General features: G+C 67.8%; 22 protein-coding genes. 6 read left to right on the top strand and 16 right to left on the bottom strand.

Annotated features, from left to right (window positions below):
* Nucleotides 1–25 precede the first annotated feature (25 nt).
* Nucleotides 26–664, bottom strand: coding sequence for a hypothetical protein (locus NHL51_RS01245; protein WP_434141172.1), 639 nt, complete (start codon nucleotides 662–664; stop codon nucleotides 26–28).
* A 308-nt stretch (nucleotides 665–972) separates the two neighbouring features.
* On the opposite strand from NHL51_RS01245, the gene NHL51_RS01250 reads away from it, so the two are divergent.
* Complete coding sequence (locus NHL51_RS01250) at nucleotides 973–1,809, top strand: FHA domain-containing protein (RefSeq protein WP_434141174.1); 837 nt, start codon at nucleotides 973–975, stop codon at nucleotides 1,807–1,809.
* A gap of 165 nt (nucleotides 1,810–1,974) precedes the next feature.
* On the top strand, nucleotides 1,975–2,469 hold the full coding sequence (locus tag NHL51_RS01255; RefSeq protein ID WP_434141176.1) for a hypothetical protein: 495 nt from the start codon (nucleotides 1,975–1,977) through the stop codon (nucleotides 2,467–2,469).
* A gap of 60 nt (nucleotides 2,470–2,529) precedes the next feature.
* On the opposite strand, the gene NHL51_RS01260 is transcribed toward NHL51_RS01255, so the two are convergent.
* From NHL51_RS01260 to NHL51_RS01285, 6 genes are all read right to left on the bottom strand, one after another.
* Nucleotides 2,530–3,216 carry a hypothetical protein gene (locus NHL51_RS01260; RefSeq protein ID WP_434141178.1) on the bottom strand — a complete coding sequence of 229 codons (687 nt, stop codon included), beginning with the start codon at nucleotides 3,214–3,216 and terminating at the stop codon, nucleotides 2,530–2,532.
* A gap of 35 nt (nucleotides 3,217–3,251) precedes the next feature.
* Complete coding sequence (locus tag NHL51_RS01265; protein ID WP_434141179.1) at nucleotides 3,252–3,611, bottom strand: hypothetical protein; 360 nt, start codon at nucleotides 3,609–3,611, stop codon at nucleotides 3,252–3,254.
* 170 nt (nucleotides 3,612–3,781) lie between these two features.
* A complete protein-coding gene (locus tag NHL51_RS01270) occupies nucleotides 3,782–4,303 on the bottom strand; it encodes a thermonuclease family protein (protein ID WP_434141181.1) in 522 nt (173 codons plus the stop codon).
* A 3-nt stretch (nucleotides 4,304–4,306) separates the two neighbouring features.
* Entirely contained in the window at nucleotides 4,307–4,564 is a 258-nt protein-coding gene (locus NHL51_RS01275; RefSeq protein ID WP_434141182.1) for a hypothetical protein, read from the bottom strand.
* A gap of 9 nt (nucleotides 4,565–4,573) precedes the next feature.
* Nucleotides 4,574–4,801: a glutaredoxin-like protein NrdH gene (nrdH, locus tag NHL51_RS01280; protein ID WP_434141184.1), complete on the bottom strand. Its 228-nt coding sequence runs from the start codon at nucleotides 4,799–4,801 to the stop codon at nucleotides 4,574–4,576.
* Nucleotides 4,802–5,094: 293 nt separating this feature from the next.
* Complete coding sequence (locus tag NHL51_RS01285) at nucleotides 5,095–5,937, bottom strand: tyrosine-type recombinase/integrase (RefSeq protein WP_434141185.1); 843 nt, start codon at nucleotides 5,935–5,937, stop codon at nucleotides 5,095–5,097.
* Nucleotides 5,938–6,583: 646 nt separating this feature from the next.
* Here NHL51_RS01285 and NHL51_RS01290 point away from each other — a divergent pair.
* Entirely contained in the window at nucleotides 6,584–7,444 is an 861-nt protein-coding gene (locus tag NHL51_RS01290; RefSeq protein WP_434141187.1) for an alpha/beta fold hydrolase, read from the top strand.
* 420 nt (nucleotides 7,445–7,864) lie between these two features.
* A complete protein-coding gene (locus NHL51_RS01295; protein ID WP_434141189.1) occupies nucleotides 7,865–8,494 on the top strand; it encodes a hypothetical protein in 630 nt (209 codons plus the stop codon).
* Between the two features lie 326 nt (nucleotides 8,495–8,820).
* Here NHL51_RS01295 and NHL51_RS01300 read toward each other — a convergent pair whose 3' ends face one another.
* The 4 genes from NHL51_RS01300 to NHL51_RS01315 form a co-directional block, all read right to left on the bottom strand.
* Nucleotides 8,821–9,774, bottom strand: coding sequence for an NUDIX hydrolase (locus tag NHL51_RS01300; protein WP_434141190.1), 954 nt, complete (start codon nucleotides 9,772–9,774; stop codon nucleotides 8,821–8,823).
* The gene (locus NHL51_RS01305; RefSeq protein WP_434141192.1) at nucleotides 9,771–11,912 is read right to left on the bottom strand and encodes an RNA degradosome polyphosphate kinase; all 2,142 of its coding nucleotides are present in this window, start codon (nucleotides 11,910–11,912) and stop codon (nucleotides 9,771–9,773) included. Before NHL51_RS01305 ends, NHL51_RS01300 begins: the two co-directional genes overlap by 4 nt.
* Nucleotides 11,913–11,999: 87 nt before the next feature.
* Nucleotides 12,000–12,989, bottom strand: coding sequence for a mycothiol synthase (mshD, locus tag NHL51_RS01310; protein ID WP_434141193.1), 990 nt, complete (start codon nucleotides 12,987–12,989; stop codon nucleotides 12,000–12,002).
* Between the two features lie 2 nt (nucleotides 12,990–12,991).
* Nucleotides 12,992–13,699: a winged helix-turn-helix domain-containing protein gene (locus NHL51_RS01315; RefSeq protein ID WP_434141672.1), complete on the bottom strand. Its 708-nt coding sequence runs from the start codon at nucleotides 13,697–13,699 to the stop codon at nucleotides 12,992–12,994.
* Nucleotides 13,700–13,884: 185 nt separating this feature from the next.
* On the opposite strand from NHL51_RS01315, the gene NHL51_RS01320 reads away from it, so the two are divergent.
* Nucleotides 13,885–15,222: a PhoH family protein gene (locus tag NHL51_RS01320; protein ID WP_434141195.1), complete on the top strand. Its 1,338-nt coding sequence runs from the start codon at nucleotides 13,885–13,887 to the stop codon at nucleotides 15,220–15,222.
* 344 nt (nucleotides 15,223–15,566) lie between these two features.
* The gene (locus NHL51_RS01325; protein WP_434141197.1) at nucleotides 15,567–18,317 is read left to right on the top strand and encodes a fibronectin type III domain-containing protein; all 2,751 of its coding nucleotides are present in this window, start codon (nucleotides 15,567–15,569) and stop codon (nucleotides 18,315–18,317) included.
* A 159-nt stretch (nucleotides 18,318–18,476) separates the two neighbouring features.
* Here the strand turns inward: NHL51_RS01325 and NHL51_RS01330 are convergent, their stop codons facing one another.
* The 5 genes from NHL51_RS01330 to NHL51_RS01350 form a co-directional block, all read right to left on the bottom strand.
* The gene (locus NHL51_RS01330) at nucleotides 18,477–19,325 is read right to left on the bottom strand and encodes an SGNH/GDSL hydrolase family protein (protein WP_434141199.1); all 849 of its coding nucleotides are present in this window, start codon (nucleotides 19,323–19,325) and stop codon (nucleotides 18,477–18,479) included.
* A gap of 109 nt (nucleotides 19,326–19,434) precedes the next feature.
* Nucleotides 19,435–20,976 (bottom strand): VaFE repeat-containing surface-anchored protein, encoded by a 1,542-nt coding sequence (locus NHL51_RS01335; RefSeq protein ID WP_434141201.1) that lies wholly within the window; start codon nucleotides 20,974–20,976, stop codon nucleotides 19,435–19,437.
* A gap of 138 nt (nucleotides 20,977–21,114) precedes the next feature.
* A complete protein-coding gene (locus NHL51_RS01340; RefSeq protein WP_434141203.1) occupies nucleotides 21,115–23,001 on the bottom strand; it encodes a sigma-70 family RNA polymerase sigma factor in 1,887 nt (628 codons plus the stop codon).
* Nucleotides 23,002–23,448: 447 nt separating this feature from the next.
* Nucleotides 23,449–24,858: a class II fumarate hydratase gene (locus NHL51_RS01345; protein ID WP_434141205.1), complete on the bottom strand. Its 1,410-nt coding sequence runs from the start codon at nucleotides 24,856–24,858 to the stop codon at nucleotides 23,449–23,451.
* Nucleotides 24,859–24,926: 68 nt separating this feature from the next.
* Nucleotides 24,927–25,601 (bottom strand): carbonic anhydrase, encoded by a 675-nt coding sequence (locus tag NHL51_RS01350; protein WP_434141207.1) that lies wholly within the window; start codon nucleotides 25,599–25,601, stop codon nucleotides 24,927–24,929.
* Between the last annotated feature and the right edge of the window lie 15 nt (nucleotides 25,602–25,616).

The raw sequence follows: 25,616 nt of genomic DNA on the forward strand, positions 1-25,616 counted from the left end.
CTCCTTCGTTGCGTTGTCGAGCCGCTTAGTACATCCACTCCGATCCCCACGCGATGTGTGGGGCGGTCGGGACCTGGAAGCCGGAGTACGCGAAGAGTTCGTTCGCTTCCCGTGCGGGACCGAGCAACTTGTTCGTGGGCGTGGGCAGGTGAAGAGTGTTCATGCGTTCGCGGACCTGTTCGGACTGCTCCTCCGGCGCAGCGATGTAGAACGCTTCGATCGCGCCGACGACCGACCCATCTTGTGTTGTTGGGAGGATCGTGAGGGACATGAAGGGCTTCCACCCGGAAAAAAGGGCAACGGTCCACGCGAGGGCAAGCGCTGAAAGATCGGGGCTCTCACCCTGATCTGCTGCTTCGACTTCAAGCCGGAAGTCCTCATGGGATTGGGCCGCGAACCAGTCATGGCCAGACGGCCAGAGCTGCGCGACTTGAGGGAACGGGATCGAGAAGTCGTGATGCCAGTTCCCGTGAATGATGGGTCGCATCCATTCCGGAACACTCGGATTAGGGGCGTTGGGTGCGGTGTGCATCGCCGCCTGCCACGCCCGCCACTCGGCGTCGGACCAGCGTGCGAGGTAGGTGTCGTCGACACCGGCAACACGCTTAAGCCACGCCAGATCACGTTCAAGCGCGGGCGACCGGGAGATGGTTTTAGAGCTCATGAGACTTCCTTTCCGGAGTGAGCGGGACTATCCCGTTCACCCTTAGAAAGCCCACGGCGCGCACCCGCGGTCACGGAACGCGGGACGCGGTTCTCCTCGAATGCCAGTCGTGTAAGGAGAAGTTCCGGCGAAACGTAGTGAAGCCGGAAGAGCAGCGGTGAAGGTGCTGCGGAAGATCAGACAGACGAGAGTCTGTGCCGACGGAGGATCACCGTCGACAAAGTTGGCGGTGATGACGCGCCAGTGAAAACGGTGGAAGGCGAGATGTCCTCCCCTCCCTTCATGCGCGCGAACCAGGTTCGTAGGGCGTGAACGAATTTCTCCAACCCCTACCTGAAACGAGGCGATTGGGCTGCCCGTTCTGTCTCTTCGTCAACGAAGTGAGCACTGGGGCAGCGGAACCGCTCTGCCTGAACTGCGGGCTCTCGCTGAGCCGCCTGCTCGGCGGCGACGGCCCGGCGCCCGCGCCCGCCCGGCAATCCCCGGCGGATGAAGCGCCGGCTCCTGCTCGAACCAAGCGTGGATCGAAACGACGTCGACGGAAGAAAGACGTCGAACCGTGGCTAGTCGCGCCGGCACCAATCGAACAGCCCCTCCACACCACGGTCGCAGGCACCGCGCTGGCGGGCCCTCAAGAACTCCAAGTCGCGCCGACAGTGGTGTCGCCACCCGTGTCGCATGTCGCGCCGCCTCCTCCAGAGACGGAACTGGAACCGGAACCGGAACCGGACGAGTCGCTTGAGGCGACCATCGTCTATGTCGCGGCGTCGGCGACACAGTCGCCGTGGACACTGGAACTCGAAACTGGGGAACACATTGTTCTGCCCGGCGGCGACGTCGTAGTCGGACGACATCCCGAAGCGACAAACGGAGCGACACCCGTGAAATTGCCGGACCCGGCGCGAACCCTGTCGCGTACGCATGCGCGTCTGCGACATGATCGCAGACGCGACATCTGGACCATAGAGGATCTGGGGTCGAGCAACGGTGTCGCGACATACGACAGCGACACCAAGACGCTCTCCTATGCGACACCGGGGCAACCGGTTGACGCGACAGAGTACATCCTCATCGGCAAGCTGGAGGCGCGACTGTACCGGCCGGACGTGTCGCGACAGGGCCAGGTCGCGACGGGTGCGGCATGACGCAGGCAGTACGAGTTCGGATGTCGCGGTCGTCGCCGGTGCTCGTGTCGTTGGAGGCTGTCCGTCGCTCGCGATGTCCACCTCCCTGATCCCATATCCGTCCCCAAGTAACGACGACAAGTGCCAACGACGGTCGCCTACGTGCGACACAGAACAGGAACAACAATGAGTATCCCGACGACATTCACGATTCAGCACAAGTGCGGTCACGAGGAAGACCGCGACCTGTCCAATGTCCCCGCGGGGCAACGAGCCGGAAAAGCAGAATGGTGGAGCTCGAAGCCGTGCTTCGAATGCTTCAAACGAACGTCGGACCGAAAAGTCTCGAAGGAGCGACAGGCCGAACGCGACGCACTAAAGCAGGAGGCGGCGGAGGATCAGCAGCGATCGAATCTCCCAATTCTCCAGGGCAGCGAGAAGCAGGTGTCGTGGGGGATGGAGGAACGCTTCAAACTGCTCCGGGACGCGTATACCGATCTCGTGCAGGAAGGCGACATGAGTGAAGAGGAATTCGAGGAGCAAGTGCTTGAGGCGGCTCGCAAGATCGGCCCCGCAAAATGGTGGATCGACAACCGAGAGTCGACCTCGAGCATGATGATTGACCTGCTTGCTGACCCGGGACTACGTCCGGACGAATACGCGACCGAGAACACGTACTGACTGAACCAATAAAAGTGCGCCCTCTACCAAGCGGTAGAGGGCGCACTTATTGATGCCGGCTCACATGGCTAATCGTGGGCCCTGGGGGTGGCTCGGCGTCTGCGTTTGAGGGGTTCGCATCGCCTCATGCGTGTTGTGCTCCCGGGCCCGCTCGTTCGCCCACTCAGAGACGATGGTTGTGAGCTCGGTGACGCGTTCAGCTTCGATACGTCCCTCGGTAACGAGTTGCCATTCTGGCCTATTGTCTCGGTCGCCAGCGAGAGCGTAGATGTCGTAGGTCCAAGCGGAAGGGACGCGTTCGTCGTCGCTCCAGTCTGTACCGTCGTACTCCTCGGTGAGGGCGAGGCGGTGATCCGCGGCGCGGTTCTCGAGGACGTAGTGCCCGAGTCCGAAGGACTCAGGGTCGCCATCATTAGTGAAGTCGAGCGACGAGGCATGCTTCTGGGCGATGACGCGCAGGTCGGCGTCGAGCTGCATCATGGCAGTCTCTCGGACCTGGCGTTGCGTGCTTGTCTCGATCCCGAGGACTACGTCCTGGTGTTCATCAACGCGGAGGATGTAGCCGGCTTCGGTCTTGGTGAAGCGCACGGTGAAGACGCTCTGCCCTTCGTCGTCCTCGAAATCGACACGGCCATAGTCATCAGGAGCGGCAGGGCGGGGATCTTCGCGTCCGGTGATGCCGTCGCGTACCCAGACCTTGGGCTCGAGTCGCCAGCCGGCGTCGTACGGGGTGATGTTCTCAGGCATTCGTAAACCTTTCTTCGGCGAGAGTTGTGGGCGAGTCAGAGGCCGAGCTGTTCACGGATGAGTTCGATGCATCGGTTCCGTGCGTGCTGGTATGTGTCGGCGCCTGTTGCTTTGGTGTCGAAGTCGCGCACCGAGTGGGGGAGCACGTCAGAAATGTCGTGGGCCATCGGCGTCTGGAGCATGTGGAAGAGGCTGTACTCGTGCGGACCGCTTTCTCGAGTCTCGGCTTGCCGCCAGCCGCCGTTCTGCACGAGCGCAACTCTGGCCCCGGTGGCGAGGTTGATCCATTCGGCGTCTTGGCGGTCGGTTCGCAGAAGCTCGAAACGTGCGAGCGCGGGCTCCCAGACGGTTGAGAGGTGGGTGGTGCGGAGTTCGACCCAGTCTGTGCGGGGCATGTGTTCCTCGATTCTTCGTGGTGATGGTGGAGGGTGGTCAGTGGGAATGCAGGAGCCCTACAGCGACGATGGCGGCTGCAGAGAGGAAGAAGGCACCGACGAGAGTGAGGCCGATAAGGTCGCGACGAGTCATGGTGAGTGGGGGGCTTTCTGTGGTCGTGATGGTGAGGTCACTGGCATTGGGACCAGAGTCCGGCTTTGGCGCTGCGAGCTGTTGCTTCGGCTCTCATGTGGTCTGTGCGGCCGACGTAGTCTCGGTCGTAGAGGTATTCGCGGCCGGCGCCTTCCGTGAGGAGCTGCACGGCGATGTCGTGGCCGTCGACCATGACGTGCCGGAGGAGCCTGCCATAGCGGTCGGTATCGCCCTGCGTGGAATCGCTTGAGAGAATGACGGTTCGGCCGTCGATGTAGTGCTCGAGTAGAGCGCGAGCGTCAAGGGCATAGCAATCGTCGATGGAGCCATGGCGACCTAGTTCGGGGGTGTCGATGCCGATGATCCGCACGCGAAGTTCGTCACCTGCAGCGTCGATGTCGAACGTGTCTCCATCGATGACCCGGGACACGACTGCAGCACCGGTGCGCGCCAGGGGCTGCTGCTCGGGCTGACTTTCGGAGAAGTCCTGCATCGAGAGGAGGACGGCCCCGCAAACGAAGAGCGAGATCCCTGCTACGGCATATCTAAGTTTGGGCATTGTTTATTGCTCCTGCTCGGGTGGCATGTGCTGGAGGAGGGTCTGCAGCTGATTCAGGCCGAGGCTGAGATATGTGAGTGACCAGGTGGTTGGGTCCGGCTCTGCCTCGGGGACATTGCCGGCGAGCCCGTAGGCGGCATTGCCAAGGTTCGCTGCAGCGATGCGCAGATACTCGACCCATTGAGTGCGATCCTCGTTACTCATCTGAGCGAGAGCGGTGCGCAAGTCGTCCGTTGAGAGTGAGAAAAGGTGGGTGTTCATGGGGGCCTTTCAGACGGTGAGAGTGTTGATCTTGTCGGGACGAAATCCGCCCCAGTGGTCGGTGGGTGTGGTGACGACGGGCGCAGTGAAGTAGCCAAGAGCTTTGACGAGCTCGAGCGCGTCCTCGTTAGCTGAGAGGTCAACGACGTCGTACTCCAGGCCCGCTGATTCGAGAGCTCGGTAGGTAGCGGTGCACTGCACGCATCCGGGCTTCGTATAGACCGTGATTTGCGACATGATGTTTGTTCCTCTCCTGCTTCTAGATGCGCAAGGTTGCGCTGGTCGGGAAATCCCTCCCTCACGTTTTCTTGCCGTGAAGGCACGTAGTGCCTGTCGAAGCGGGCGACACGGAGCACAATCCGTAGCGGGAGACCCGCATGGCGAAGCGAAGCTGCGACAGGCGAGCATCCCGCGTCAAGCGCGCTCCAGCATGGGGCGTGCGGGCGGTTGTGTGGAGTAGAGGCCGTCGAAGAATGCCGAAGGCTTCACGGCAAGAAAACTGGGGCGTAGCCCCAGCTGTAACGCTTCCTTTAGCCGGTAGCCTGTAGCTGTCCGTGGGGAGCGTGGGGGACGCGACTTGCTCGCTCAAATGGGAATGTCCCGGGGTTCATCGAACTGAGGCCGGCAGGAATGTACGGCATGCCGGCGACAGCGGCCTCGAGCTCCTCCTCTGTGACCTTGATGTAGTTCTGAGTGGTGTTCAGGGAAGCGTGGCCCATGAGTTCCTGCACGATGTGTATCGGTACCCCGAGCCGGATCTGAAGACAGCAATAGAAATGTCGGAGACTATGGCCGGTGACTCGTGGATCTTCAACACCGATTCGACGGAGCACGGCCGTCATCCTGGCTGAAGCGCTTTTGGGGAGGACGTGACCGTCACCATCTGGGAATAGGTGGTTCTTGTACGGCGATGGGAACCACCAGCCATCGGACGGTAGCCGTTCGGCGATCTCAATAACCGCTTGATTGCAGTAGATGTATTGGACGAGCCCACCTTTGCGTACGACTTTAAGGACGGCAGTTCGTGAGTCGTAGTGGGTACCGTGGATACGGACGATCTCGGCGACACGAAGCCCTGTGTTGGCGGCTACTGCAATGAGGTCGAGGGTGGATTGCCAGAGCGTATCGAGCTTAAGCATCGCGTCGATATGTGCTTGTGCTATCGGTCTTGCGCGTCGACGGGGCACCCGGACTCTTGGCAGCCGTCTCGCAATGTCGACCGGAATTTCGCCTTCTTCTGTGGCCCATTGGCTCCATATCTGGAGATAGCTGCGTTCAACTTGTTTCGTGCCTGGAGAGAGTCGTTCCCCGGTGTAAGCGTGGGGTCGAGTGAGGAATTTTGTTAGGTCGTCGAACTCGAGCTCTTCAGGCATCCGATTCGAATGCTTGCTAAGTGCCCGTAGTGTCGCCTCTCGGCCTTCGATGGTGCGTACCCTCAGGCCGGAAGCCTCTTGATAGGTTCTGAACCGCTCAAGCACAAGATCCCAACGTGACAACGTAACTCCTCCTTAAAAACGAAAAGAAGGGGGGATCCCAAGAACTAGAGTTCTTGGGCTCCCCCCTTGCGCTAGACATTCTCAAGTAGCCAATTGTTGGAAGAAACTTTTTGGGAGTGCTTGTGCTTAGGTCTGCTTCGGCAGGGACTCAGCGACCGACGGCGCTCCTGCTCAAGATCCGGTTTCGTGCGGCGAAATCGACATAGGAGACGTTGCTGAGGTGCGACCTTTTAATCCGCAGGTCGTAGGTTCGATCCCTACTGGGGGCACGAAAGTTGGCGAAGCATCGCTTCGCCAATTCGTGCCGTCGCGCTACAGCGCGACCTCGGCCGTTCCCAGACTTGATCTATCCGCACCGGGTGCCGCCCCAACAGCATTCGACTCAGTGGCCCCGGCCGCCATCGCGGCCGCCGGGGACGCGGTAGCCGCCCGCCACCTCCTGGCTCCGAGGTGTTCGGTCCAGGCCGATTCGGTCTACATATTGACGAACGATGCGGAAGTGCGATCGGCTTAGAATTGGGCAATGCCATCAGTTTTCTCCGTCAGCCGCCCGTCAGGCAGATCGCTGACTGGTCTCGTCCATGGTCCGGCAGACGGGACACCGATTCTTTTCATCGCAGGGGCCGGAACCGGCAAGTCCATGATTTTCGGTGAGGATTCGCTTCAGACCCGAGGGATCCGACTGATCACGATGGATCGTCCAGGCATGGGCGGCTCAGACCCGGATCCCACCCGCACCCCCGCGTCCACAGCAGATGACTATCGCGCGTTCGCCGCCGCGGTGCTCGGCGTCGCCGACCCCAGCCTTCCTGTGGTTGCGAACTCGCAGGGCGCATTGTTCGGTCTGGCCGCAGCAGCCCAGGGGTGGGTACAGAAACTCGTGCTGGCCTCACCAGCAGACGAAGTGGCCAACCCGTCAGTGCGAGCGCTGCTTCCCGAGAGTGCGCGCGCTTTGCCCGATCTCGCGCAGAACAACCCAGAAGAAGCCCGGGACCTCCTGCACTCCCTCACGCCGCATGCCATGCGCGACATGGTCCTTGAGGGGTCCGACGCGCAAGACCGTGCCGTCTTTACCGCGCCTGCCTTCGACGCCCGTTATCAATCGTCACTCGCGGAGGGTTTCGCGAGAGACGGTAGCGGATACGTCGCTGACACGATCATGGCAATGACACGCTGGCCCATCGATCTGGCCACGATCACATCCCCTGTCGCCATACTCTTCGGAACCGGCGACCAGGTTCATTCCCCCGATCACGGTGCGCTCCTCGCCGCTCGCCTCTCAAACGTCCAACGAACCGTTATCAGCAACGCCGCTGGCGCACTCCTCTGGACCCATTCCGACCGGGTGTTCGACACAGCACTCCCGCAGCCAGACGCGTCTTGACGACACGCCCAATTCGCGAATCGACCATCGCGACTGTCTCCTGCCGGAGCCGCGGAGCCGCGGAATACTGTGAGCAGGCCCGCCCGGAGTAGCCCGGCCGCATGAAGGCCGAGGTACGTGTCGCGCTCAATGCTGCAGCAGACCCTTTCGAATCGACCACGGCGGTGCCTCGTGCACCTCGAACCTCGGGATGCGGGCGGCGCGGCTCTCGCGCGACGGGGGCGCCGCGCTCATCGCCCGAGGCGAGCAGCGAGTCGGGCTTCGACGCGAACAGGGAGCGAACCCGGTCAGAGCGATGACTCCGCCGTTCGCGGTCCGCGAATCGGGCGCGCAGCGCCCGGCTCGGGCGTAGACTCGCAGGGTCGATCGGCCGACCGCGGGAAGCGCGGGCGGCGATCCCTGACGATGAAAAGGAGACCCGTGGCCCGAGAGCATCAGCGCCCCGTGACGCAGCCGAGCAGCAGCTTCGACTGGATCATCGGGGACGACGGCCCCGCGGCGGCGCAGAAGCTCGCCCGCGAGACCTCGTGGGCGCTGCTCGACCGCGTGCGCGGCGTCGCCGACCCCGAGGTCGTCGAACGCGTCGTCGGCCTCGCATCGGGCGCGGGCATCGACGACATCGCCGAGCTCTGGGCCCGCGAGGGTATGCACTCGCTCGCGGGGGCGCTGTGGCGCCTCTACCTGCTGCGCCGGGTCGTCGCCGCAGACCCGGACGGCGCGGCGGACCTGTTCCGCAGAGGCGTCGGAGCGGCCGCCACGATCGACCCCATCGTCGCGGGCGCAGCCGAGCCCGTCACGCCGAACTCGATCGCCGAGCTCTGCGACACGATTCTGCGCGGGGTGTTCTCGGGCGACCTCGGGGGCGCGCTCGAGCGCGCCGCGAGCTATTGCCGGGTCATGTCGCTCGGCGCCGCCGATCTCGCCGACGCGCGGGATGCGCACGACGACGATCACGCCGCCCTGCTGACGAAACGCGCGCTGCGGTATTCGACCCTCGCGACCGAACTCAACGTAGGCGCCCGCCGCTGGCGCGACGGCACGCTGGCCTGACCGGTTTCGGCCGGCCGCGAACACGCCGCACCCGGCCGGCGAACCGGCTTTCGCGTGCAGAGCGCTGCGCTAAACTGGGCGCTGCCGGGCCGCAGTAACCCCGGGCTCCAATTTTTGCCGCTTCGAGCGGCCTTCCGCCGAGAGGCGTTCTGCGGCTCGGTCTTTTCGTTCTCGCGCGGCGCGGGGAGGCGCGGGCCAGGCGCGGGGCAGTCGCGCGAATGCCCGATCTGGTGCGTAATCCGGCATCCATTCTGCACCTTTTCCCGCATTCGGCGGGGCGGGGCCGGGCCGGGCACGGGCGAGCGAGGCGAGCGGAGCGAGCGGCCTCAGACCTTGAGCGGGTACGTCTCGACGCCGAGCACGCCCGCGCCCGGGTGGTGGCGCGAGAAGTGCAGCACCGAGAACCCGCCGGGTGGCAGTTCGGCGGCGCGGCGCAGGTAATCGCCCGGCAGGCTGCTCGTCGCGAGCGCCAGTTCGCGCACGGCGTCGGGCAGCACCGGGCGGTGCGTGCACACGATGGTGCTCTTGCCCTTGAGCACGACCTTGCCGAGGATGCGGCGCAGCTCGAAGGTCTCGCCCGCGTCCCAGGCATCCTGGCTCAGTCCCTCACGCGCTTTGACCTTCTTGCCGAGGTGCTTCGCGATCGGTGCGACCGTGCGCAGGCAGCGCTCGGCGGTCGACGAGAGCACGCGCGCGGGCTGGAACGCCGCGAGCGTCGCGACGAGCAGCTCGGCCTGATCTTCGCCCGCGTCAGAGAGCGGCCGCAGGCGATCCTCGGGGTACCGCTCGCTGCGGGGCTCGGCCTTCGCGTGCCGCAGCAGGATGACCGAGAACGTCTCGGCCGCATCGCGTTCGACGAGTTGTCGGAACACGTCGAGGATGTCGCGGTCGGCCGCGTAGCTCAGCCGCTTGCGTGCGCGGGAGAGGGGCACCCACTCGATCGCCTCGACCTCCCGGTTCGGCAGGAAGGTGGAGGCGTGCACGGTCGCCTCGTCGACCTCGGCGGCCCAGTACTGCACCGTCTTCTCGCCTCCGCCGGGCAGCTGGTAGTGCACCGTGCCGAGGTTCGCGCCGAGGGCGATGTCGAGCCCGGTCTCCTCGAGGGTCTCGCGCGCGGCAGCCTGCGGCATGCTCTCGCCGGGGTCGAGCTTGCCCTTCGGGAAGCTCACGTCGCGCTGCTTGGTGCGATGGATCAGCAGCACCATGACGGTGCTGCCGCCGTCGCCGGTCGGCACCCGCCGCCAGCACACCGTGCCCGCGGCGAGCACGTTGCGGCTCACCGCGACCGCCTCGCCCGCGCTTCGGTACGGTCGGTCATCACGAGATCCTGCAGGTCGGGCAGCGGATCGCCGTCGGCATCGAGCGTGCGACGGTCCCAGCTGCCGTCGGGCAGCATGCGCCAGGCCGAGACCTCGTCGCTGAACCCGAACTCGAAGAACCGGTCGATGCGCGAGAGATGCTCGCGGTCGACGATGCGCGCCAGCACTTCGATGCGGCGGTCGAGGTTGCGGTGCATGAGGTCGGCGCTGCCGATGTAGACCTCGCGGTCGCCGTCGTTCTCGAAGGCGTAGATGCGCGAGTGCTCGAGGTAGCGGCCGAGCACCGAGCGCACCTCGATGTTCTCGGAGAGGCCGGGCACTCCGGCGCGGATCGAGCAGATGCCCCGGATCCACACCTGCACCGGCACGCCGGCGCGGCTCGCCAGGTAGAGCGCGTCGATGATCTCCTCGTCGACCATCGAGTTGGCCTTCAGCTTGATGCCGCTCGGGCGGCCGGCGCGGGCGTGCTCGGCCTCGCGCGCGATGCGTTCGAGCAGGCCCTTGCGCAGCCCCTCCGGGGCGACGAGCAGCCGATCGTAGTTCGTCTCGATCGCGTAGCCCGAGAGCACGTTGAAGAGCTTGGTCACGTCGCGGCCGACCTCGGGCGAGGAGGTGAACAGGCCGAAGTCCTCGTAGATGCGGCTCGTCTTCGGGTTGTAGTTGCCGGTGCCGATGTGGCAGTAGTGCGCGAGGCGCCCCTGCTCCTCCCGGATGACGTGCACGAGCTTGCAGTGGGTCTTGAGCCCGACGAGCCCGTAGACGACGTGCACTCCCGCCTGCTCGAGCTTGCGCGCCCACGTGATGTTGGCCTCCTCGTCGAAGCGGGCCTTCACCTCGACGAGCGCGAGCACCTGCTTGCCGGCCTCGGCCGCCTTGATGAGCGAGGCGACGATGGGGCTGTCGCCCGAGGTGCGGTAGAGGGTCTGCTTGATGGCGAGCACGTCGGGGTCGGTCGCGGCCTGCTCGACGAACGCCTGCACGCTGGTCGCGAACGACTCGTACGGGTGGTGCACGAGCACCTCGCGGCGGGCGATGGCGCCGAGCGTGTCGGGCTTGTCGCTCGGCGACCCGGTGCGGAACTGCGGAGCCGTCACCGGGATGTGCGGCTGGAAGCGCAGATCGGAGCGGCGCAGGCCCGAGAGGGCGAAGAGGCCGCTGAGGTCGAGCGGCGCCGGCAGCGTGTAGACCTGCTGCTCGTCGATGTCGAACTCGCGCACGAGCAGTTCGAGCGTCGCCGCATCCATGTCGTCCGAGATCTCGAGGCGGATGGGCGGGCCGAAGCGGCGTCGCAGCAGCTCCTTCTCGAGCGCCTGGATGAGGTTCTCGGTCTCGTCCTCCTCGATCTCCATATCCTCGTTGCGGGTGACGCGGAAGACGTGGTGATCGATGACCTCCATGCCGGGGAAGAGGCCGTCGAGCTGGTTCGCGATGAGCGCCTCGAGCGGGATGAACCGCACATCGTCGAGCGATTCGCGGCGGTCGACCCGCACGTAGCGCGGAATCATCTGCGGCACCTTGAGGCGGGCGAACTCGATCTTGTCGGTGCGGGGGTTGCGCACGCGGATGGAGAGGTTGAGCGCGCGCCCCGAGATGTAGGGGAAGGGGTGGGCGGGGTCGACCGCGAGCGGCATGAGCACCGGGTAGATGTGGCGCTCGTAGTAGTCGGTGAGGTGCGCCCGGTCGGCGTCGTCGAGCTGGGCCCAGTCGACGATGATGCGCACCCCCTCCTCGGCGAGCGCGGGCTTGACCTGCTCGGCGAAGCAGCGCGCGTGGCGCAGCTGCAGCTCGTACGCCTTCGCATTGATATCGGCGAGCACGTCGACCGGGGCGCGGCCGACGTTCGTGGGCACGGCGAGACCGGTCACGATGCGGCGCTTCAGGCCCGCGACGCGCACCATGAAGAACTCGTCGAGGTTCGAGGCGAAGATGGCGAGGAAGTTCGCGCGTTCGAGCAGCGGGATCGTCGGATCCTCGGCCAGCTCGAGGACCCGCTGGTTGAACGCGAGCCAGCTCAGCTCCCGATCGATGTAGCGGTCGATCGGCAGATCGTTCTCCGCCGTGGTCTCGGCAGTGATGGGCTCGCGCGTCTCTTCGCTCATAGCACCTATTCTGGCAGCACGTGCACCGCGCGCGGAACACTGCGACGGCCGGGAGATCGCCCGGCGCGCGAGATGGGGGCGGATGCCCTACTGCGCCGGCGTCTGCAGCGCCCACTGCCGGCTGCGTGAAGCGATGGTGAACGCGGCGCGTTCGTACATGCCGACCGCGCGTTCGTTCTCGCCGTCGACGTACAGCTCGACGCTCGAGGGCCGGTGCTGCGCCATGCGCGCGAGCGTGACGTCGAGCAGTGCGCGACCGAGGCCGGTGCCGGAGTACGCGGGGTCGACCCCGATGGCGTACAGCTCGACGGCAGGAGCGGCGTCGGCGGTCTCGCCGGGCACGGTCTTCACCCAGGTGTAGCCCGCGAGTCGCGCCGGGGCCGCCGGGACCGCAGGGTCGGCGGGGGCCGCGAGCAGCAGCAGGTCGGCCGGGTCGAACCAGGGCTCGTCGCGCATGAGCGCGAAGTCGGCCTCGGTGATGCGCCCCTGCTCGGGGTGGGTCGCGAATGCCGCGGCGTTGACGCGCACCCATTCGCGGTCGTCGGCCGCGGGGTCGCCGCCCGCGCCGTAGCTGCGCAGCGCGAACCCGTCGGGCAGCGGCACCGCGGAGGGCCCCCGGTCGGCATCGGGGAGGCGCGACGGGTCGAGCGACATGAGATACAGGGATCGCGCGGGCGCGAACCCCGCCCGCGCCAGCAGCGCGTCGGCGGCCGGGTTCTCCCCGTGCGACCAGGCCAGCAGCGGAGCCGTATCCGCAGGGGAGTCCGCGACCGCACCGGCGGCGCGTGCGAGCAGCGCTTCGAGCGCCGCCGTGCCGATGCCGCGCCCGCGGCTGTGCGGCTCGACGACGAGGTCGAGTTCGCCCTCGCCGACGACACCGAACGCGACGGGCGCCGCGGTCGCATCCGCGGCGGGGGAGAAGAGCAGCAGCTCCCGCCCGCCCTGGGCGATCGCGATCAGGGCCTGATCCGACACCGGCGGCCGCCCGTCCGCGAGTTCGGCGGCAGCGGCGATGCGTCGCACCTGGGCGATGGCATCGCTTCCGGCACCGGTGTCGATCCGCAAGTCCTCGGTCATGCTCATTCCTCCGCTTCACCGCCCGGAGCGACCTCATCGACGGAATCGGCGTCGGTGCGCTCGCGGGCGAAGCCGTAGCCGACGCCCCGCACCGTGCTGATGAGGCCCTCGTGCTCGCCCAGTTTCGCCCGGAGCCGCCGCACATGCACGTCCACGGTGCGCGTGCCGCCGAAATAGTCCGTGCCCCACACGCCGCTGAGCAGCTGCTCCCGCGTGAACACGCGTCCCGGGTGCCCGACGAGGAAGTGCAGCAGCTCGAACTCCTTGTAGGTGAGATCGAGCGGGCGGCCGTGCACGCGGGCGATGAAGTTCGCCTCGTCGATGATGACGCCCTCGGCGGCGACCGTATCGACGGCGCCCCCGCCGGCCGAGAGCGCGGGGGAGCCGAGCAGCCGCAACCGCAGGTCGACCTCGGCCGGGCTCGCCGTCGGCAGCAGCAGTTCGGAGACGCCCCAGTCGGGGGTGAGCGCGGCGAGCGCCGACTCGGGCAGCACGATGACGCGCGGCAGGCGATCGCCCGCGAGCGAGAGGCAGGCCTCGCGCGCGCCGCGCGCATTGCGGGTGCCGTCGACGAGCACCGCATCGAAGCGCTCGGTTAGCGTCGGTGGAACGCGCAGCAGCAGCGGCGACGTCTGCAGCTCGTGCGCGAGAAGCCCCAGCGCGGGCAGCGCCTCGGCCGGGTCCTGGTCCGTGAGGCAGAGCAATCGCATGGTGCGCACCTCCTGCCGTGTCCGGTCCGGGAGCAATTCTACTGGCATGCGCGCATGCTCCCGACACTCGCCGTTCTCCGAGCGCCATCCGATGTTCATGAACCTTCACCCGGCGGTATGCGTGTCGGTTCTGCGGGCTCGCGCGCCGCGGCGTAGCGTGTGGGTTACCGGACGAAGGAGATAACGTGACCGAGTTGCTCAATCCTGAAACCCCCGCGGTGCCGAACATCGCAGCCCAGCGGCTGCGCACGTACGTGCTCGACACCTCCGTTCTGCTGAGCGACCCGGCGGCGTTGTTCCGCTTCGCCGAGCACTCCGTCATCATCCCGATCGTGGTCGTGATGGAGCTCGAGAAGAAGCGCCACGACGTCGAGATCGGCTTCTTCGCCCGGCGGGCGCTGCGCATCCTCGACAAGATCAGGGATCAGCACCACCGCCTCGACCATCCCGTGCCGCTCGGCGACGCCGGCGGCACGCTGCGCGTCGAGCTCAACCACTCGAACCTCGAGGTCATCCCGAACGGGATGCGCCTCGGCGACAACGACACCCGCATCCTCGCGGTCGCGCAGAACCTCGCGAACGAGGGGCACGACGTCACGGTCGTCTCGAAGGACATGCCGATGCGTCTCAAGGCCGCGGCCCTCGGCCTCGGCGCCGAGGAGTACCGCGCCGAGCTCGCGCAGGACGACGCCTACACCGGCACCGCCGCGGTCGACATCGACGAGCAGCAGATGCAGGATCTCTGGAACGACGACCGCCTCGACGACGTCGGCGCCATCGACGGCCTCCCGCTCGGCACCGGGCTCGTGCTCACCTCGCCGCGCGGTTCGGCGCTCGGTCGGGTCGACGGGCCGCGATCCCTGCACCTCGTGCGCGGCGACCGCGAGATCTTCGGCGTCACCGGCCGCAGCGCCGAGCAGCGCCTCGCCATCGACCTCCTGCTCGACTCCGAGGTCGGCATCGTGTCGCTCGGCGGCCGTGCCGGCACCGGCAAGTCGGCGCTCGCGCTCGCCGCAGGCCTCGAGGCGGTGCTCGAGCGGCGGCAGCACCGCAAGATCATGGTGTTCCGCCCGCTGTACGCCGTGGGCGGGCAGGAGCTCGGCTACCTGCCCGGCGACCGCGAGGAGAAGATGGGGCCGTGGGCGCAGGCGGTGTTCGACACGCTCGGCTCGATCGTCTCGGAGAACGTGCTCGACGAGGTCATGGCGCGCGGGCTCATCGAAGTGCTGCCGCTCACGCACATCCGCGGGCGCTCGCTGCACGACGCGTTCGTTATCGTCGACGAGGCGCAGTCGCTCGAGCGCGGCGTGCTGCTGACCATGCTGTCGCGCATCGGGCAGAACTCGCGCGTGGTGCTGACGCACGATGTCGCCCAGCGCGACAACCTGCGCGTCGGCCGCTACGACGGCATCGCGGTCGTCATCGAGAAGCTCAAGGGGCATCGCCTCTTCGGGCACGTGACGCTGACCCGCTCCGAGCGCAGCGAGATCGCGGCCCTCGTCACGGATCTGCTCGAGGAGTAGGCGCCGCGCACGGAGAGACACCATCGTCTTCGAGATCACGGGTGCTGCGCAGCGCCGCTTCGACTCGACGGATGCGTTCGGGAACGGGCATACCTCTCGAGCATGCCGCCGATCGTTGCGGCCGTGCGCGGAAGGGGCGATCCCTGGATGATTTCGCCCGGAATCGGCCCGGCATCGCCCTGCGGAGGAGGGGACTCGCGCGGTCACCGCGGGGACACCCGGAGGTCACGCGGCGGACACCGGGGCGGGGTCTGGCGGCCACCTCGGACTGCTGGAGTAGACGAGGCCCTGCGCGCTGAGCGGGGCGAGAACCGAACAGTCGAACTCCACTCGAAGGAAGAACATTGACTCACCCTCCCCTGGAACGCCGGCTCCGACGAAGCGCCCTCGCGCTCGTCGTGGCCGCGATGCTCGGCGGCACGCTCGTGCCGACCGCCGCGCTCGCCGCCCCCGATGCGGCCGATGCGCCCGCGGGCCCCGAAGTTCCGTCGGCACCGCTCGTCACCGCTGGGTCGACCTGGAACTACCTCGACGACAACACCGACCCCGCGAACGGCGCCGAGAATCTGCGCGCCTGGACGGCGCCGGAGTTCGACGACAGCGCCTGGAAGACCGCGCCCGGCGGCTTCGGGGTCAAGAAGAACCAGCTCGCACCGGTCGGCCCGTTCACCCCGACCACGAAGCTCGAGCACTACATCGACGGCGCCGCGGCTCCGACGATCCCGACCTACTTCTTCCGTACCGACTTCAGTCTCGACGCGGGCGTCGCCGAGCAGGTCGCCTCGCTCTCGAGCACCGTCTCGTACGACGACGCACTCGTCGTGTGGATCAACGGCGAGCAGGTCGCGAGCTACGAGGACGCGCGGATCACCGGCACGACCAATCTCGAGTACGCGGGTTCGAGCAACGGCGATCCGCTCACCAGCACCTTCTCGGCGCCCGGCGAGCTGCTGCGCGATGGCGAGAACACGATCGCGGTCGCGCTCTACCAGGACCGCGAGACCTCATCCGACGCGTACTTCGAGATGTCGTCGCTCACCCTCACCGCTGCCGCTGCCCCGGGCGAGGTCGTCGAGGCGGCACCGACCCGCGTCATCCTGACCCCGACCGAGACGCCCGAGACCTCGCAGTCGTTCTCGTGGCTCGCGGGCGATGCGTCGCACAACGCCGGCCAGGTCGAGATCGTGCCCGCCGCGGGCGGCGAGGCCGTCGTCACCGATGCGGTCTCGGTCGGCACCGTGAACGGCAACCCGAACCAGCACTTCTCGGCCACCGTCACGGGCCTCGCCCCCGCGACCGCGTACCAGTACCGCGTCGGCCTGCCGGGAAGCTGGAGCGAATGGTTCGAGTTCACCACCGCAGACCCGGGCGCCACCGACTTCCAGTTCGTGTACTACGGAGACGCGCAGATCGGTCTCGACACCACCTGGCCGAGCGTCGTGCAGCAGGCCGAGGCGCGGGCGACCGCTTCGATCGGCTCGGTGCATGCGGGCGACCTCATCAACACGGGCGGCAACGACACCGAGTGGAACAACTGGTTCGCGGGCATGGAGCGATCGGCGACGAGCACCAACGTCATGGCGGCCCCCGGCAACCACGAGTACACCGGCGACAAGCTGCTCGCGTCGTGGAAGGCGCACTTCGAATACCCGCTGAACCAGCCCGGCCTCGAGACCATCGGCGAGCTCGCCGCGCGCGCTCAGGGCGACAGCCCGGAGGCTCAGCAGTACGCCGCGTACTTCGCGCACTGGGCCGAGTTCGCGGCCGAGACGGTCTACTACGCCGACTACCAGGATGTGCGCTTCATCACGCTGAACGCGACCCGGGACACGACCTTCCTCACGCCCGCCGGCCTGCCCGGCTGCATGGGCGCCGAGTGCCCGAGCTCGCAGGTGAAGGAGCTGTGGACCGAGTACCAGGCGGCCTGGCTCGACTTCGTGCTGCAGAACAGCCCCTCGAAATGGAACGTCGTCACCTTCCACCAGCCGGTCTACTCGGGCTCGTCGGGCCGCGATGAGCCGCTGCTGCGCGACTTCTGGGTGCCGGTGTTCGAGAAGAACGATATCGACCTCGTGCTCATGGGGCACGACCACGTCTACGCGCGCGGCGCGAACAACGCCGACCAGACGGGCACCTCGGGCCTCACCACCGGGCCGGTCTACGCGGTCTCGAACTCGGGCGCGAAGCACTACGACCTCGCGAGCGAGGCGAACAACGTGTGGACGAACAACGGCGCGACGCAGGTGCTGCGCGGCGAGAACGTCACCACGTACCAGGTGATCGACGTGAGCGGCGACCAGCTGGTGTACCGCTCGTACCTCGCCGAGAAGCCCTCGGGCGCAGTCAGCTACGCGCTCGTGCCCGGTACCGAGACGGGCGGCGAGGGGACGCGCCCCGAATACCGGGAGCGCGCTGTGCCCGAGGTCGGCGAGCTGTTCGACGAGTTCACCGTCACGAAGTACGCGACGGGCGAGAAGTGGGTCACCGAGGCCGGCATGGAGGTGCCCGAGGCGCCCGCGATCGCGCTCGACGCGGCGACGGTCGAGCAGGGCGGGTCGCTGACGCTCTCGGGCACCGGGTTCGCTCCCGAGACCGAGATCGCGCTCGAGCTCCGCTCGGAGCCCGTGCCGCTCGGCACCGCGAAGGCTGCAGCAGACGGTGCCTTCGCGCAGCAGATCGAGATCCCGGCCGACACCGCCGTGGGCGAGCACCAGGTCGTCGCGATGCTGCCGAACGGCGCCGAGATCGCGGTGCCGCTGACCGTGACCGCCGCTGCGGGCACGGGCGAGGCCGGCGCGGGCGGTGCCGGCGTCGAAGGCTCCGGCAGCTCGGGCTCGGCCGCCTCGGGTGCGGCCGCGGGCGCTGCCGATGGCGGCGGCTCGGCGAACGGGGCGAACGATGTCGCCGGTGCTGCCGGTGCTGCCGGTGCTGCCGGTGACGCCGCTGGTGCCGGCTCCGGTGCGAAGGCTCCGGGGCTCGCCGCGACGGGTGCTGCAGGGATCGCGCCGTACGCTATCGGCGGCGCGGTGCTGCTCGGCGTCGGAGCGCTGCTCATGCTGATGCGCCGGGGTCGGAAGGCCATTGCGGGCGAGTAGGCGCTCGGGCATCGATATCTGACGTCGGCTTCGGCCGGCGCAGGTACGCGGGGGTCGGGATCGAATGGCGATCCCGACCCCCACGTCGTCGTAGAGGTGCTCCCTGCCCGGAGGCCGGGGTTGGCCCGGGACTCGGCCGGGCTCGGGAACTCGGCGGGATCAGACGGCTGAACGCGACCCGTCGTCCGTCGGCCCGGACGTCTGCGCCGGCTCGACCTCCGGAGGCTTCGCCGTCGCCCGGGGGCGCGGCCACCCCGCGGCGATGACGCGCTCGCGCACCAGCGGCCAGAACGCGTCGGCCCAGACCTCGTAACCGCGGTCGTTGGGGTGGAAGGCGTCGCCCGCGAACTCGGTGAGCACGCCCCGCACGCCGCGGCGACGGGTGGCCTCGTAAACGGGCGCGATCCCGAGGCCTCGGGCCTCGGCGACCGCATGCAGGATGCGGTTCGCCTCGCGCACCCGCCGGTCGGTCCACGGCAGATGGAAGCAGGGCACCTCGCCCACGATCGTGTGCGACGGCAGTGCGTCGAGGATGGTGCTGAGATTGCGGTGGTACGCCACCGGATCCCAATCGGCGATGTCGTTCGCGCCGATGGCGACCGTGACGAGGTCGGGGTGCTTCGTGAGCGGATTGACGGAGCGGGGGAGCTGATCCCTGGCGCACAGGGAGCTCGTCGCGCCCGAAACTGCGAGATTCGTGACGTGCACGCTCTCGCCGATCTCGGACTCGATGCGGTCGGTCAACTGGCCGAGGTAGCTGCGCCCCGGAGTGCTGGCGCCGATGCCCTGAGCGGTTGAGTCGCCGAGCGCGAGGTGGAAGAACCGCCCCGGCACCCGTCGTCGCTCGCGCCACCAGGCCGCTGTGACCGGCTGCATATCCGAGAGCTCCCACATGGGCGCTTCGACGCGCTTCAGCCAGGCCTCGCGGCCGAGGCGCCGGGCGACGCCGGCCTGGGCCGCCGCCGAGAGCGCGCGGAGGCCGGTGCGGGGTGAACTGCCGGGCATCATGCGCACCAGCGTAGCGAACCGGGCACGGGGTAGAGCTTCGAAAGAGGTATGACGAGGGCCGGGGCCGCATCACGCGGTACCCCGGCCCTCGATTCGTACGAGCCCGCGATCAGCGCTCGCGCGCCTGCGAGCGGCGCCGTGCGAGCAGCAGCGCGGCCCCGGCGGCGATGCCGATCGCGGCGACCGCGGCGATGCCGGTCGTCGATGCGCCGCCCGTGTGGGCGAGGGCACCGGACTTCGCGCCGGGCGCGGGTGCCGGTGCAGCCGGTTTCGGCTGCTCGGTCGGTGTCGTGGTCGCAGGCGCCGGCTGCACCGAGACGGTCTGCGCCTCGTCGGTGATGTCCTCGTGCACCGCGACCGGCGCGCCCGACGTATCGGCACCGAGATAGAGGCGCTCGAACGCGACGAGCGCTGAGCCGGCGTACCCCTCGGGCACGACGAACTCCACCTCGACGGTGCCGTTCGCCTCGGACGGAGTGAACGTCGTGGAGCCGGTGATGCCGGTGGGGGCGCCGTCGGCACGGTTCATGAGTTCGCCCGTCACGGTGTACCGGGCGCCCGGGGTGAGGTTCTCGTAGGTGATGGTGTCGATGACGGTGCCGCCGGCAGCGGGGAGCACGTGGTCGCCGTCTGCGGCGTCGAGCAGCGTGGTGCCGATCGCGGGAACCGGCGCGACGGGCACGGCCGCCCAGCTCGCAGTAGCGCTCGCCGCCGCGGTCTCGGGGATGGCCGTCACGATCGCGATGGTCTGGGCGTGGCTCTCGGCCGTGGCGTCGCTGCCGGGAGCACGCGGCACCGAGATGATCTTGTAGGTCGGGGTCGCGCCGATCACCGAAGCCGAGACGGTGACGTCGCCGGCGGCCTCGGTGCCCCGGGTGTCGACGTAGACCTGCTGGCCGTCGGCCACGGCGCTCGCGTCGATAGCGTTTCCGTCGATATCCACGAGCGCGAGCGCCGGGTCGGTGACGACCTGAGCGGTCTCGCCGCTCGTCTCCACGGTGAAGGGGCCGACGAGGTCGCCGGCGGTGAACGCGGCGGTCGGAGCGGTGACGGAAACGCTGACCGGAGTCGGTGCGGCCGGGGCCGAGGTGTCGGCGGCATCGGCGCTGTTCACGAGCCATCGGTAGGCGGCACGGCTGTCGGCGCTCGCGAACGGCCAGTTGATATCCGGACCGTAGTCGGCATCGGGGGGATACTCGGTGTAGCGCCAGACCGCATAGGTGATGGCCTCGATGGCGTCGTTCTGGGAGATGCCGGCCACGCCCGCGGCCGCGCCGAATGCCTCGAGCGGCACTGCCGGATAGCTGTTGGCGAGGATCCAGAACACCTTGCCCTGCACTGCCGGGTCGGTGAACCCGTTCTCGCCGAGGAAGTCGCCGGCGCCGACAACGGTTCCCCATGCGCCGGTGCGTGCGTCGATATCGTGCTCGATGCAGTAGGCCCAAGCGTCGGGTTCGCCGCTCGTGTCGCCGTCGTAGTAGATGGGGAACAGTTTCGTGCCGCCGTAACCGAGCGCTCCGCCGACGTACACCTGCCCGTCGGGCGCGGGTGCGGGCGCGGCGTGCGCGGCCGAGGGGGCGATGAAGCCGGGCATGAGCAGCATGGCGAAGCCGACGAGTACGGCGACGACCGCCGATCGCGCTATGCGCATGCGGCGTTGAACATTCTGGTGCATAGTGATTCTTTCGGTTCGTGGTGCGCGCTGCGCGACGTCGTCGCAGCGGGTGGATCGTTCCCCTTACTGAGTGAAGAGTCTGCAACCCGGCAAAGGTGACGCGCGTGCGTCGAATCAGGGGTCGACGAAGTCGAAGACGGTGCCGTCCGACACTCCTCCGGCTCCCCAGGGATCGAACGACCCTCCCGATGGGTCGTCGATGATCGGCGACCTCAGAGCCACGGGGCCGGCATTCGCACCGTTGTACGCGGTGAAGAAGAACATCTGCGTACCTGTCTGGAAGAAGCGCATCCGGCGCACGGCGGTGCCCGTCTGATCGAGCGGGACGAGCGCAGTCGAGCCGGACATCGCGTGGATGACGAAGACCGTGCTGTTCGGCGGCCCGGTGAGCCGAATGACGTAGCCGGTCGTGGATGCCTCCGGCAGGAGAATCGCATCGCCCTCGGGGATGCCTTCGATGAGCGGTGCCGAGAGCACGAATTCTCCGGATTGCGCGGGGGAAGCCACACCCTCGCGCACGACCCAGACCTCGTAGGCGAACGCCCCCTCGTCCTGCATGTCGAGCGAGCTGGCTGCGAACCTCCACCTGCCGTCATCCGCGACGGGCACGACGTACTCCGAGCCAGCGAGGCGGAGGCGGACCTCATCGCCGGGCGCGGCCGTGCCCGTGATGTCCGGTGCGATGAAGTACGGGGCGGCCGGCATCGGATCGAGCCCCGGGCTCGGGGCGGTACTGCCGCCGGACGCCGGGCCGGTGCCCGGGCCCGCCGACGGGACGGAAGGTTCGGGCGGTGCCGGCTTCGGGCCCACCTCGATCGTCGACGGATCGGCGAGATCGATGGTCTGCACTGCCGGGTCGTCGATGCCACGGCCGAGCTGCGGCGTCGTACTCTCCGGGCTCTCGGACGGCGGGGGGACGAGCTCGCCCGAAGCCGGCTCCGTGTCCGTCGACTCGGACCCGGCCGGGTCATCTCCGGTCTGCGTGCCGTCATCCGTCGACGCGGGCCCCGAGGTCGTGGTCGTGCCCCGGCCGTCGGCCTGCGGAGCGCCGGTAGACGCCGTGCCGAGCGGAACCCCTCCGAGCACGAGCGCAGCGGTCAGCATGCTGCCGACGGCGAATGCGCCGATGCCCGCTGCGGCGGTCGTGCCGAGGGCGACGCCTCCGAACAGCAGCGCCGCAGTGCCCGTGCCGGCCGCGGTGCCGCTCGCGGGGATGATGCCGGCGAGTGCGGCGAAACCGACCACGCCGAGGGTCGTGCTGCGGGTGCGGCGGTCGAGGGCGCGCAGCTCCTGGTGCAGCCCGGCGCAGCGCGCGCAGGCTTCGAGGTGGTGCTCGAGGCTGCGTCGGTCGGTCGCCGCCAACGTGCCCTTCTCGGCGACGAACGCAGGGATCAGTCCGGTGGGGTGCGCGGAGTCCGCCAGTAGCCCCGGGGGCAGTTGCTTCGTCAACCACTGCACGCGCAGCCCCGATTTCGCCCGCTTGGCGAGCGCCGAGACGGCGTTGCGGCTGATCCCGAACTCGGCGGCGATCTCGGCGCGGGGCACCTGCTCCACCTCCGAGAGCCAGAGCACCCGCTGCCACCGCTCGGGCAGGTCGTTGAAGGCGGCGAGCATCTCGCCGGCCTCGGCCTCGTCGCTCAACTGCGAGAGCGGGTCGCTATCGTCGACCCCGTCGATGTCGGGGTCGGTATCGACGAGCTTGCCGGCGCGCCCCCACTTGATCGCGAGATTGCGCATCGTCGTGAGGAGGTAGGGGCGGAACGCGCTCTCCGGCCCCTTCTGCTCGATGGCCACCTGGCGGTACACCGCGAGGAACGACTCCGAAGCGAGATCTTCGGCGCTGCCCGGAGCGTATGAACGGGCTACATGGAGAGCGAGGGCGATGTGGCGCTGCCAGAGCAGTGTGTAGGCATCGCGATCGCCCGCGCGCAGACGGGTGAGCAGTTGCGCGTCCGTCGCCCCATCATCCGAGCGACGACCTCCCCCGGTCGCAAGCAGCATGTGTATCCCCGTCGGTCGAGTGTTTCGCGCCGGGTCGAAAATCTTCCCAGCATCCCCCTGTTACTTGACAAGAGTCGCGACCCGAAGAAAAGTGACGCGGCATCGCGCAGTATCCTCCGATTCGACGCCCCTCGTGGAACGACCTGAGTTCATTCAATCAAAAATCTGTGCGTCGCGTCACCTTTTCCGCTGCGACCGCTCTCATGAGGTGAGAGGGTATCCGGCCGAACTTCTGAAGCTCCGACCGGCGCCCCTCTTCCACCTGCACCGCGCGAATCCGTAAGCATCCCCCATGAATCGGGTTCGCGCGGTGCTGCATCGGGATGCACGGCGCGTGCCGCGGCGATGTGCGACGAGCCGCGATCCCTGGCGATGCACGCCCCCGCAAATGCAGCGGGGGCGAAGAGTCGACGACTCCCCGCCCCCGATGGGACTGATCGGCCCGTGCTACTTGGCGACGCCCGGGTGCGTCATCGACAGCAGATCGAGCGCCTGGTCGAGGTCGGCCTCGGTGAGCTCGCCGCGCTCCACGTACCCGAGATCGATCGTCGCCTCGCGCACGGTGATGCCCTTCGCGACCGAATGCTTCGCGATCTTGGCGGCCGCCTCGTAGCCGATGAGGCGGTTGAGCGGGGTGACCGTCGAGGGGCTCATGCCGGCGAGGGTCGCCATGCGCTCGACGTTGGCCACGAGGCCGTCGATCGTCTTGTCGGCGAAGACGCGCGAGACGTTCGCGAGCAGGCGGATCGATTCGAGCAGCGCAGTGCCCATGACGGGGATCATCACGTTGAGCTCGAAGTTGCCGCGCGCGCCGCCCCAGGCGATGGTCGCGTCGTTGCCGATGATGCGCGCGCAGACCATGAGGGTCGCCTCGGGCACGACCGGGTTCACTTTGCCGGGCATGATCGACGAGCCCGGCTGCAGATCGGGGATGTGGAGCTCTGCGAAGCCGGTGTTCGGGCCCGAACCCATCCAGCGGATGTCTTCGGCGATCTTCGTGAGCGAGACTGCGATGGTGCGCACCGCGCCCGAAGCCTCGACGAGGCCGTCGCGGTTCGCCTGCGCCTCGAAATGGTTGCGCGCCTCGGTGATCGGCAGCCCGCTCGACGCGGCGATCTCGGCGATGACCTTCTCGGGGAAGCCGAGCGGCGTGTTGATGCCGGTGCCGACTGCGGTGCCGCCCTGGGGTACCTCGGCGACGCGGGGGAGGGCCGCATCGATGCGCTCGATGCCGTAGCGGATCTGCGCGGCGTAGCCGCCGAACTCCTGGCCGAGGGTCACGGGGGTCGCATCCATCAGGTGGGTGCGACCCGACTTCACGGCGTCCTTCCAGAGCTCGGCCTTCGTCTCGAGCGCCTCGGCGAGGTGGGCGAGAGCCGGCTTGAGCTGCTCGATGAGCGCGCCGGTCACCGCGATATGCACGGAGGTCGGGAAGACATCGTTCGACGACTGCGAGGCGTTCACGTGGTCGTTCGGGTGCACGGGACCGCCGAGGTGCTTCGTGGCGAGCGTCGCGAGCACCTCGTTCATATTCATGTTCGACGAGGTGCCCGAACCGGTCTGGTAGGTGTCGACCGGGAACATGTCGTGGTGGTCGCCGCCGATGATCTCGTCTGCTGCCGCGACGATCGCGTCGGCGATGCCCGCGTCGATGATGCCGAGGCCCTTGTTGGCGATGGCGGCCGCACGCTTGATGCGGGCGAGCGCGACGATCTGGGCGGGCTCGAGGCCAGTGCCCGAGATCGGGAAGTTGTCGACGGCGCGCTGGGTCTGCGCGGCGTAGAGGGCGTTCTTCGGAACGCGGACCTCGCCCATGGTGTCGTGTTCGATGCGGTACTCGGTGTCTGTCACTGTCATCCTTTGTTCGTGGGTGATGCGTTCGTAAGCGATGCGTTCGCGAGCGGTGCGCGTCTCGGCGCGGGACCTCAGGCGAATTCGGCGGGCTGGATGTCGACCTGCCCGACGGCGGTCACCGGTGCGACGTGGCCGTCGGCGAGCTGATACTGGCATCCGACGATGGCGAGTGTGCCCGCCGCGACCGCTTCGCTGAGCACCCGCGAGGAGCGGATCAGCTGATTGATCGTGGTGGCGAGGTGACGGCGTCCGACCGCGTTCGCGTCGATCTGGGCGGCATCGACGTACGGAGTGGTGCGGTGCTGGCTGAACCATTCCTGCTGCACTGCCGGCTGGATCAGCGCGAGCTCGTCGTGGATCGCCTCCGTCACGTGCGCGGGGTCGGCGGTCGTCTGGTCGATCGCGGCCGCTACGGCGCCGCACGAGTCGTGCGCGAGCACTACGATCACGGCCGAACCGAGCACGGCGACCGCGTACTCGAGCGTCGCGACCATGTTCATGTTCGCGACCTGGCCGATGTTGCGGGCGACGAACAGATCGCCGAGGCCGCAGTCGAAGAGCATCTCGGCGGCGACGCGCGAGTCCGCGCAGCCGAGGAAGGCAGCGTTGGGCGCCTGGCCGGTCGCGAGCTCATGACGTCGATCCGTGTCCTGGTTCTGGTGGCGCAGTTCGTCGCGCATGAAGCGCTCGTTACCGGCCTTGAGATCGTTCCAGGCTTCCTGCGGAGTGACCCGTGGTGTCGTCATTGCTGCTCCTTCTGC

Source organism: Leucobacter sp. gxy201 (assembly GCF_051043335.1).
GTDB lineage: Bacteria > Actinomycetota > Actinomycetes > Actinomycetales > Microbacteriaceae > Leucobacter.

Excerpts from the sequence above, each read along its gene's own strand:
- NHL51_RS01315 (WP_434141672.1), bottom strand. The coding sequence starts at position 13,699 with ATGCGATTGCTCTGCCTCACGGACCAGGACCCGGCCGAGGCGCTGCCC.
- NHL51_RS01260 (WP_434141178.1), bottom strand. The coding sequence starts at position 3,216 with ATGCCTGAGAACATCACCCCGTACGACGCCGGCTGGCGACTCGAGCCC.
- NHL51_RS01335 (WP_434141201.1), bottom strand. The coding sequence starts at position 20,976 with ATGCGCATAGCGCGATCGGCGGTCGTCGCCGTACTCGTCGGCTTCGCC.
- NHL51_RS01245 (WP_434141172.1), bottom strand. The coding sequence starts at position 664 with ATGAGCTCTAAAACCATCTCCCGGTCGCCCGCGCTTGAACGTGATCTG.
- NHL51_RS01330 (WP_434141199.1), bottom strand. The coding sequence starts at position 19,325 with ATGATGCCCGGCAGTTCACCCCGCACCGGCCTCCGCGCGCTCTCGGCG.
- NHL51_RS01340 (WP_434141203.1), bottom strand. The coding sequence starts at position 23,001 with ATGCTGCTTGCGACCGGGGGAGGTCGTCGCTCGGATGATGGGGCGACG.
- NHL51_RS01285 (WP_434141185.1), bottom strand. The coding sequence starts at position 5,937 with ATGCCTGAAGAGCTCGAGTTCGACGACCTAACAAAATTCCTCACTCGA.
- NHL51_RS01345 (WP_434141205.1), bottom strand. The coding sequence starts at position 24,858 with ATGACAGTGACAGACACCGAGTACCGCATCGAACACGACACCATGGGC.
- NHL51_RS01265 (WP_434141179.1), bottom strand. The coding sequence starts at position 3,611 with ATGCCCCGCACAGACTGGGTCGAACTCCGCACCACCCACCTCTCAACC.
- NHL51_RS01305 (WP_434141192.1), bottom strand. The coding sequence starts at position 11,912 with ATGAGCGAAGAGACGCGCGAGCCCATCACTGCCGAGACCACGGCGGAG.
- mshD (WP_434141193.1), bottom strand. The coding sequence starts at position 12,989 with ATGACCGAGGACTTGCGGATCGACACCGGTGCCGGAAGCGATGCCATC.
- nrdH (WP_434141184.1), bottom strand. The coding sequence starts at position 4,801 with ATGTCGCAAATCACGGTCTATACGAAGCCCGGATGCGTGCAGTGCACC.
- NHL51_RS01255 (WP_434141176.1), top strand. The coding sequence starts at position 1,975 with ATGAGTATCCCGACGACATTCACGATTCAGCACAAGTGCGGTCACGAG.
- NHL51_RS01350 (WP_434141207.1), bottom strand. The coding sequence starts at position 25,601 with ATGACGACACCACGGGTCACTCCGCAGGAAGCCTGGAACGATCTCAAG.
- NHL51_RS01270 (WP_434141181.1), bottom strand. The coding sequence starts at position 4,303 with ATGCCCAAACTTAGATATGCCGTAGCAGGGATCTCGCTCTTCGTTTGC.
- NHL51_RS01275 (WP_434141182.1), bottom strand. The coding sequence starts at position 4,564 with ATGAACACCCACCTTTTCTCACTCTCAACGGACGACTTGCGCACCGCT.
- NHL51_RS01290 (WP_434141187.1), top strand. The coding sequence starts at position 6,584 with ATGCCATCAGTTTTCTCCGTCAGCCGCCCGTCAGGCAGATCGCTGACT.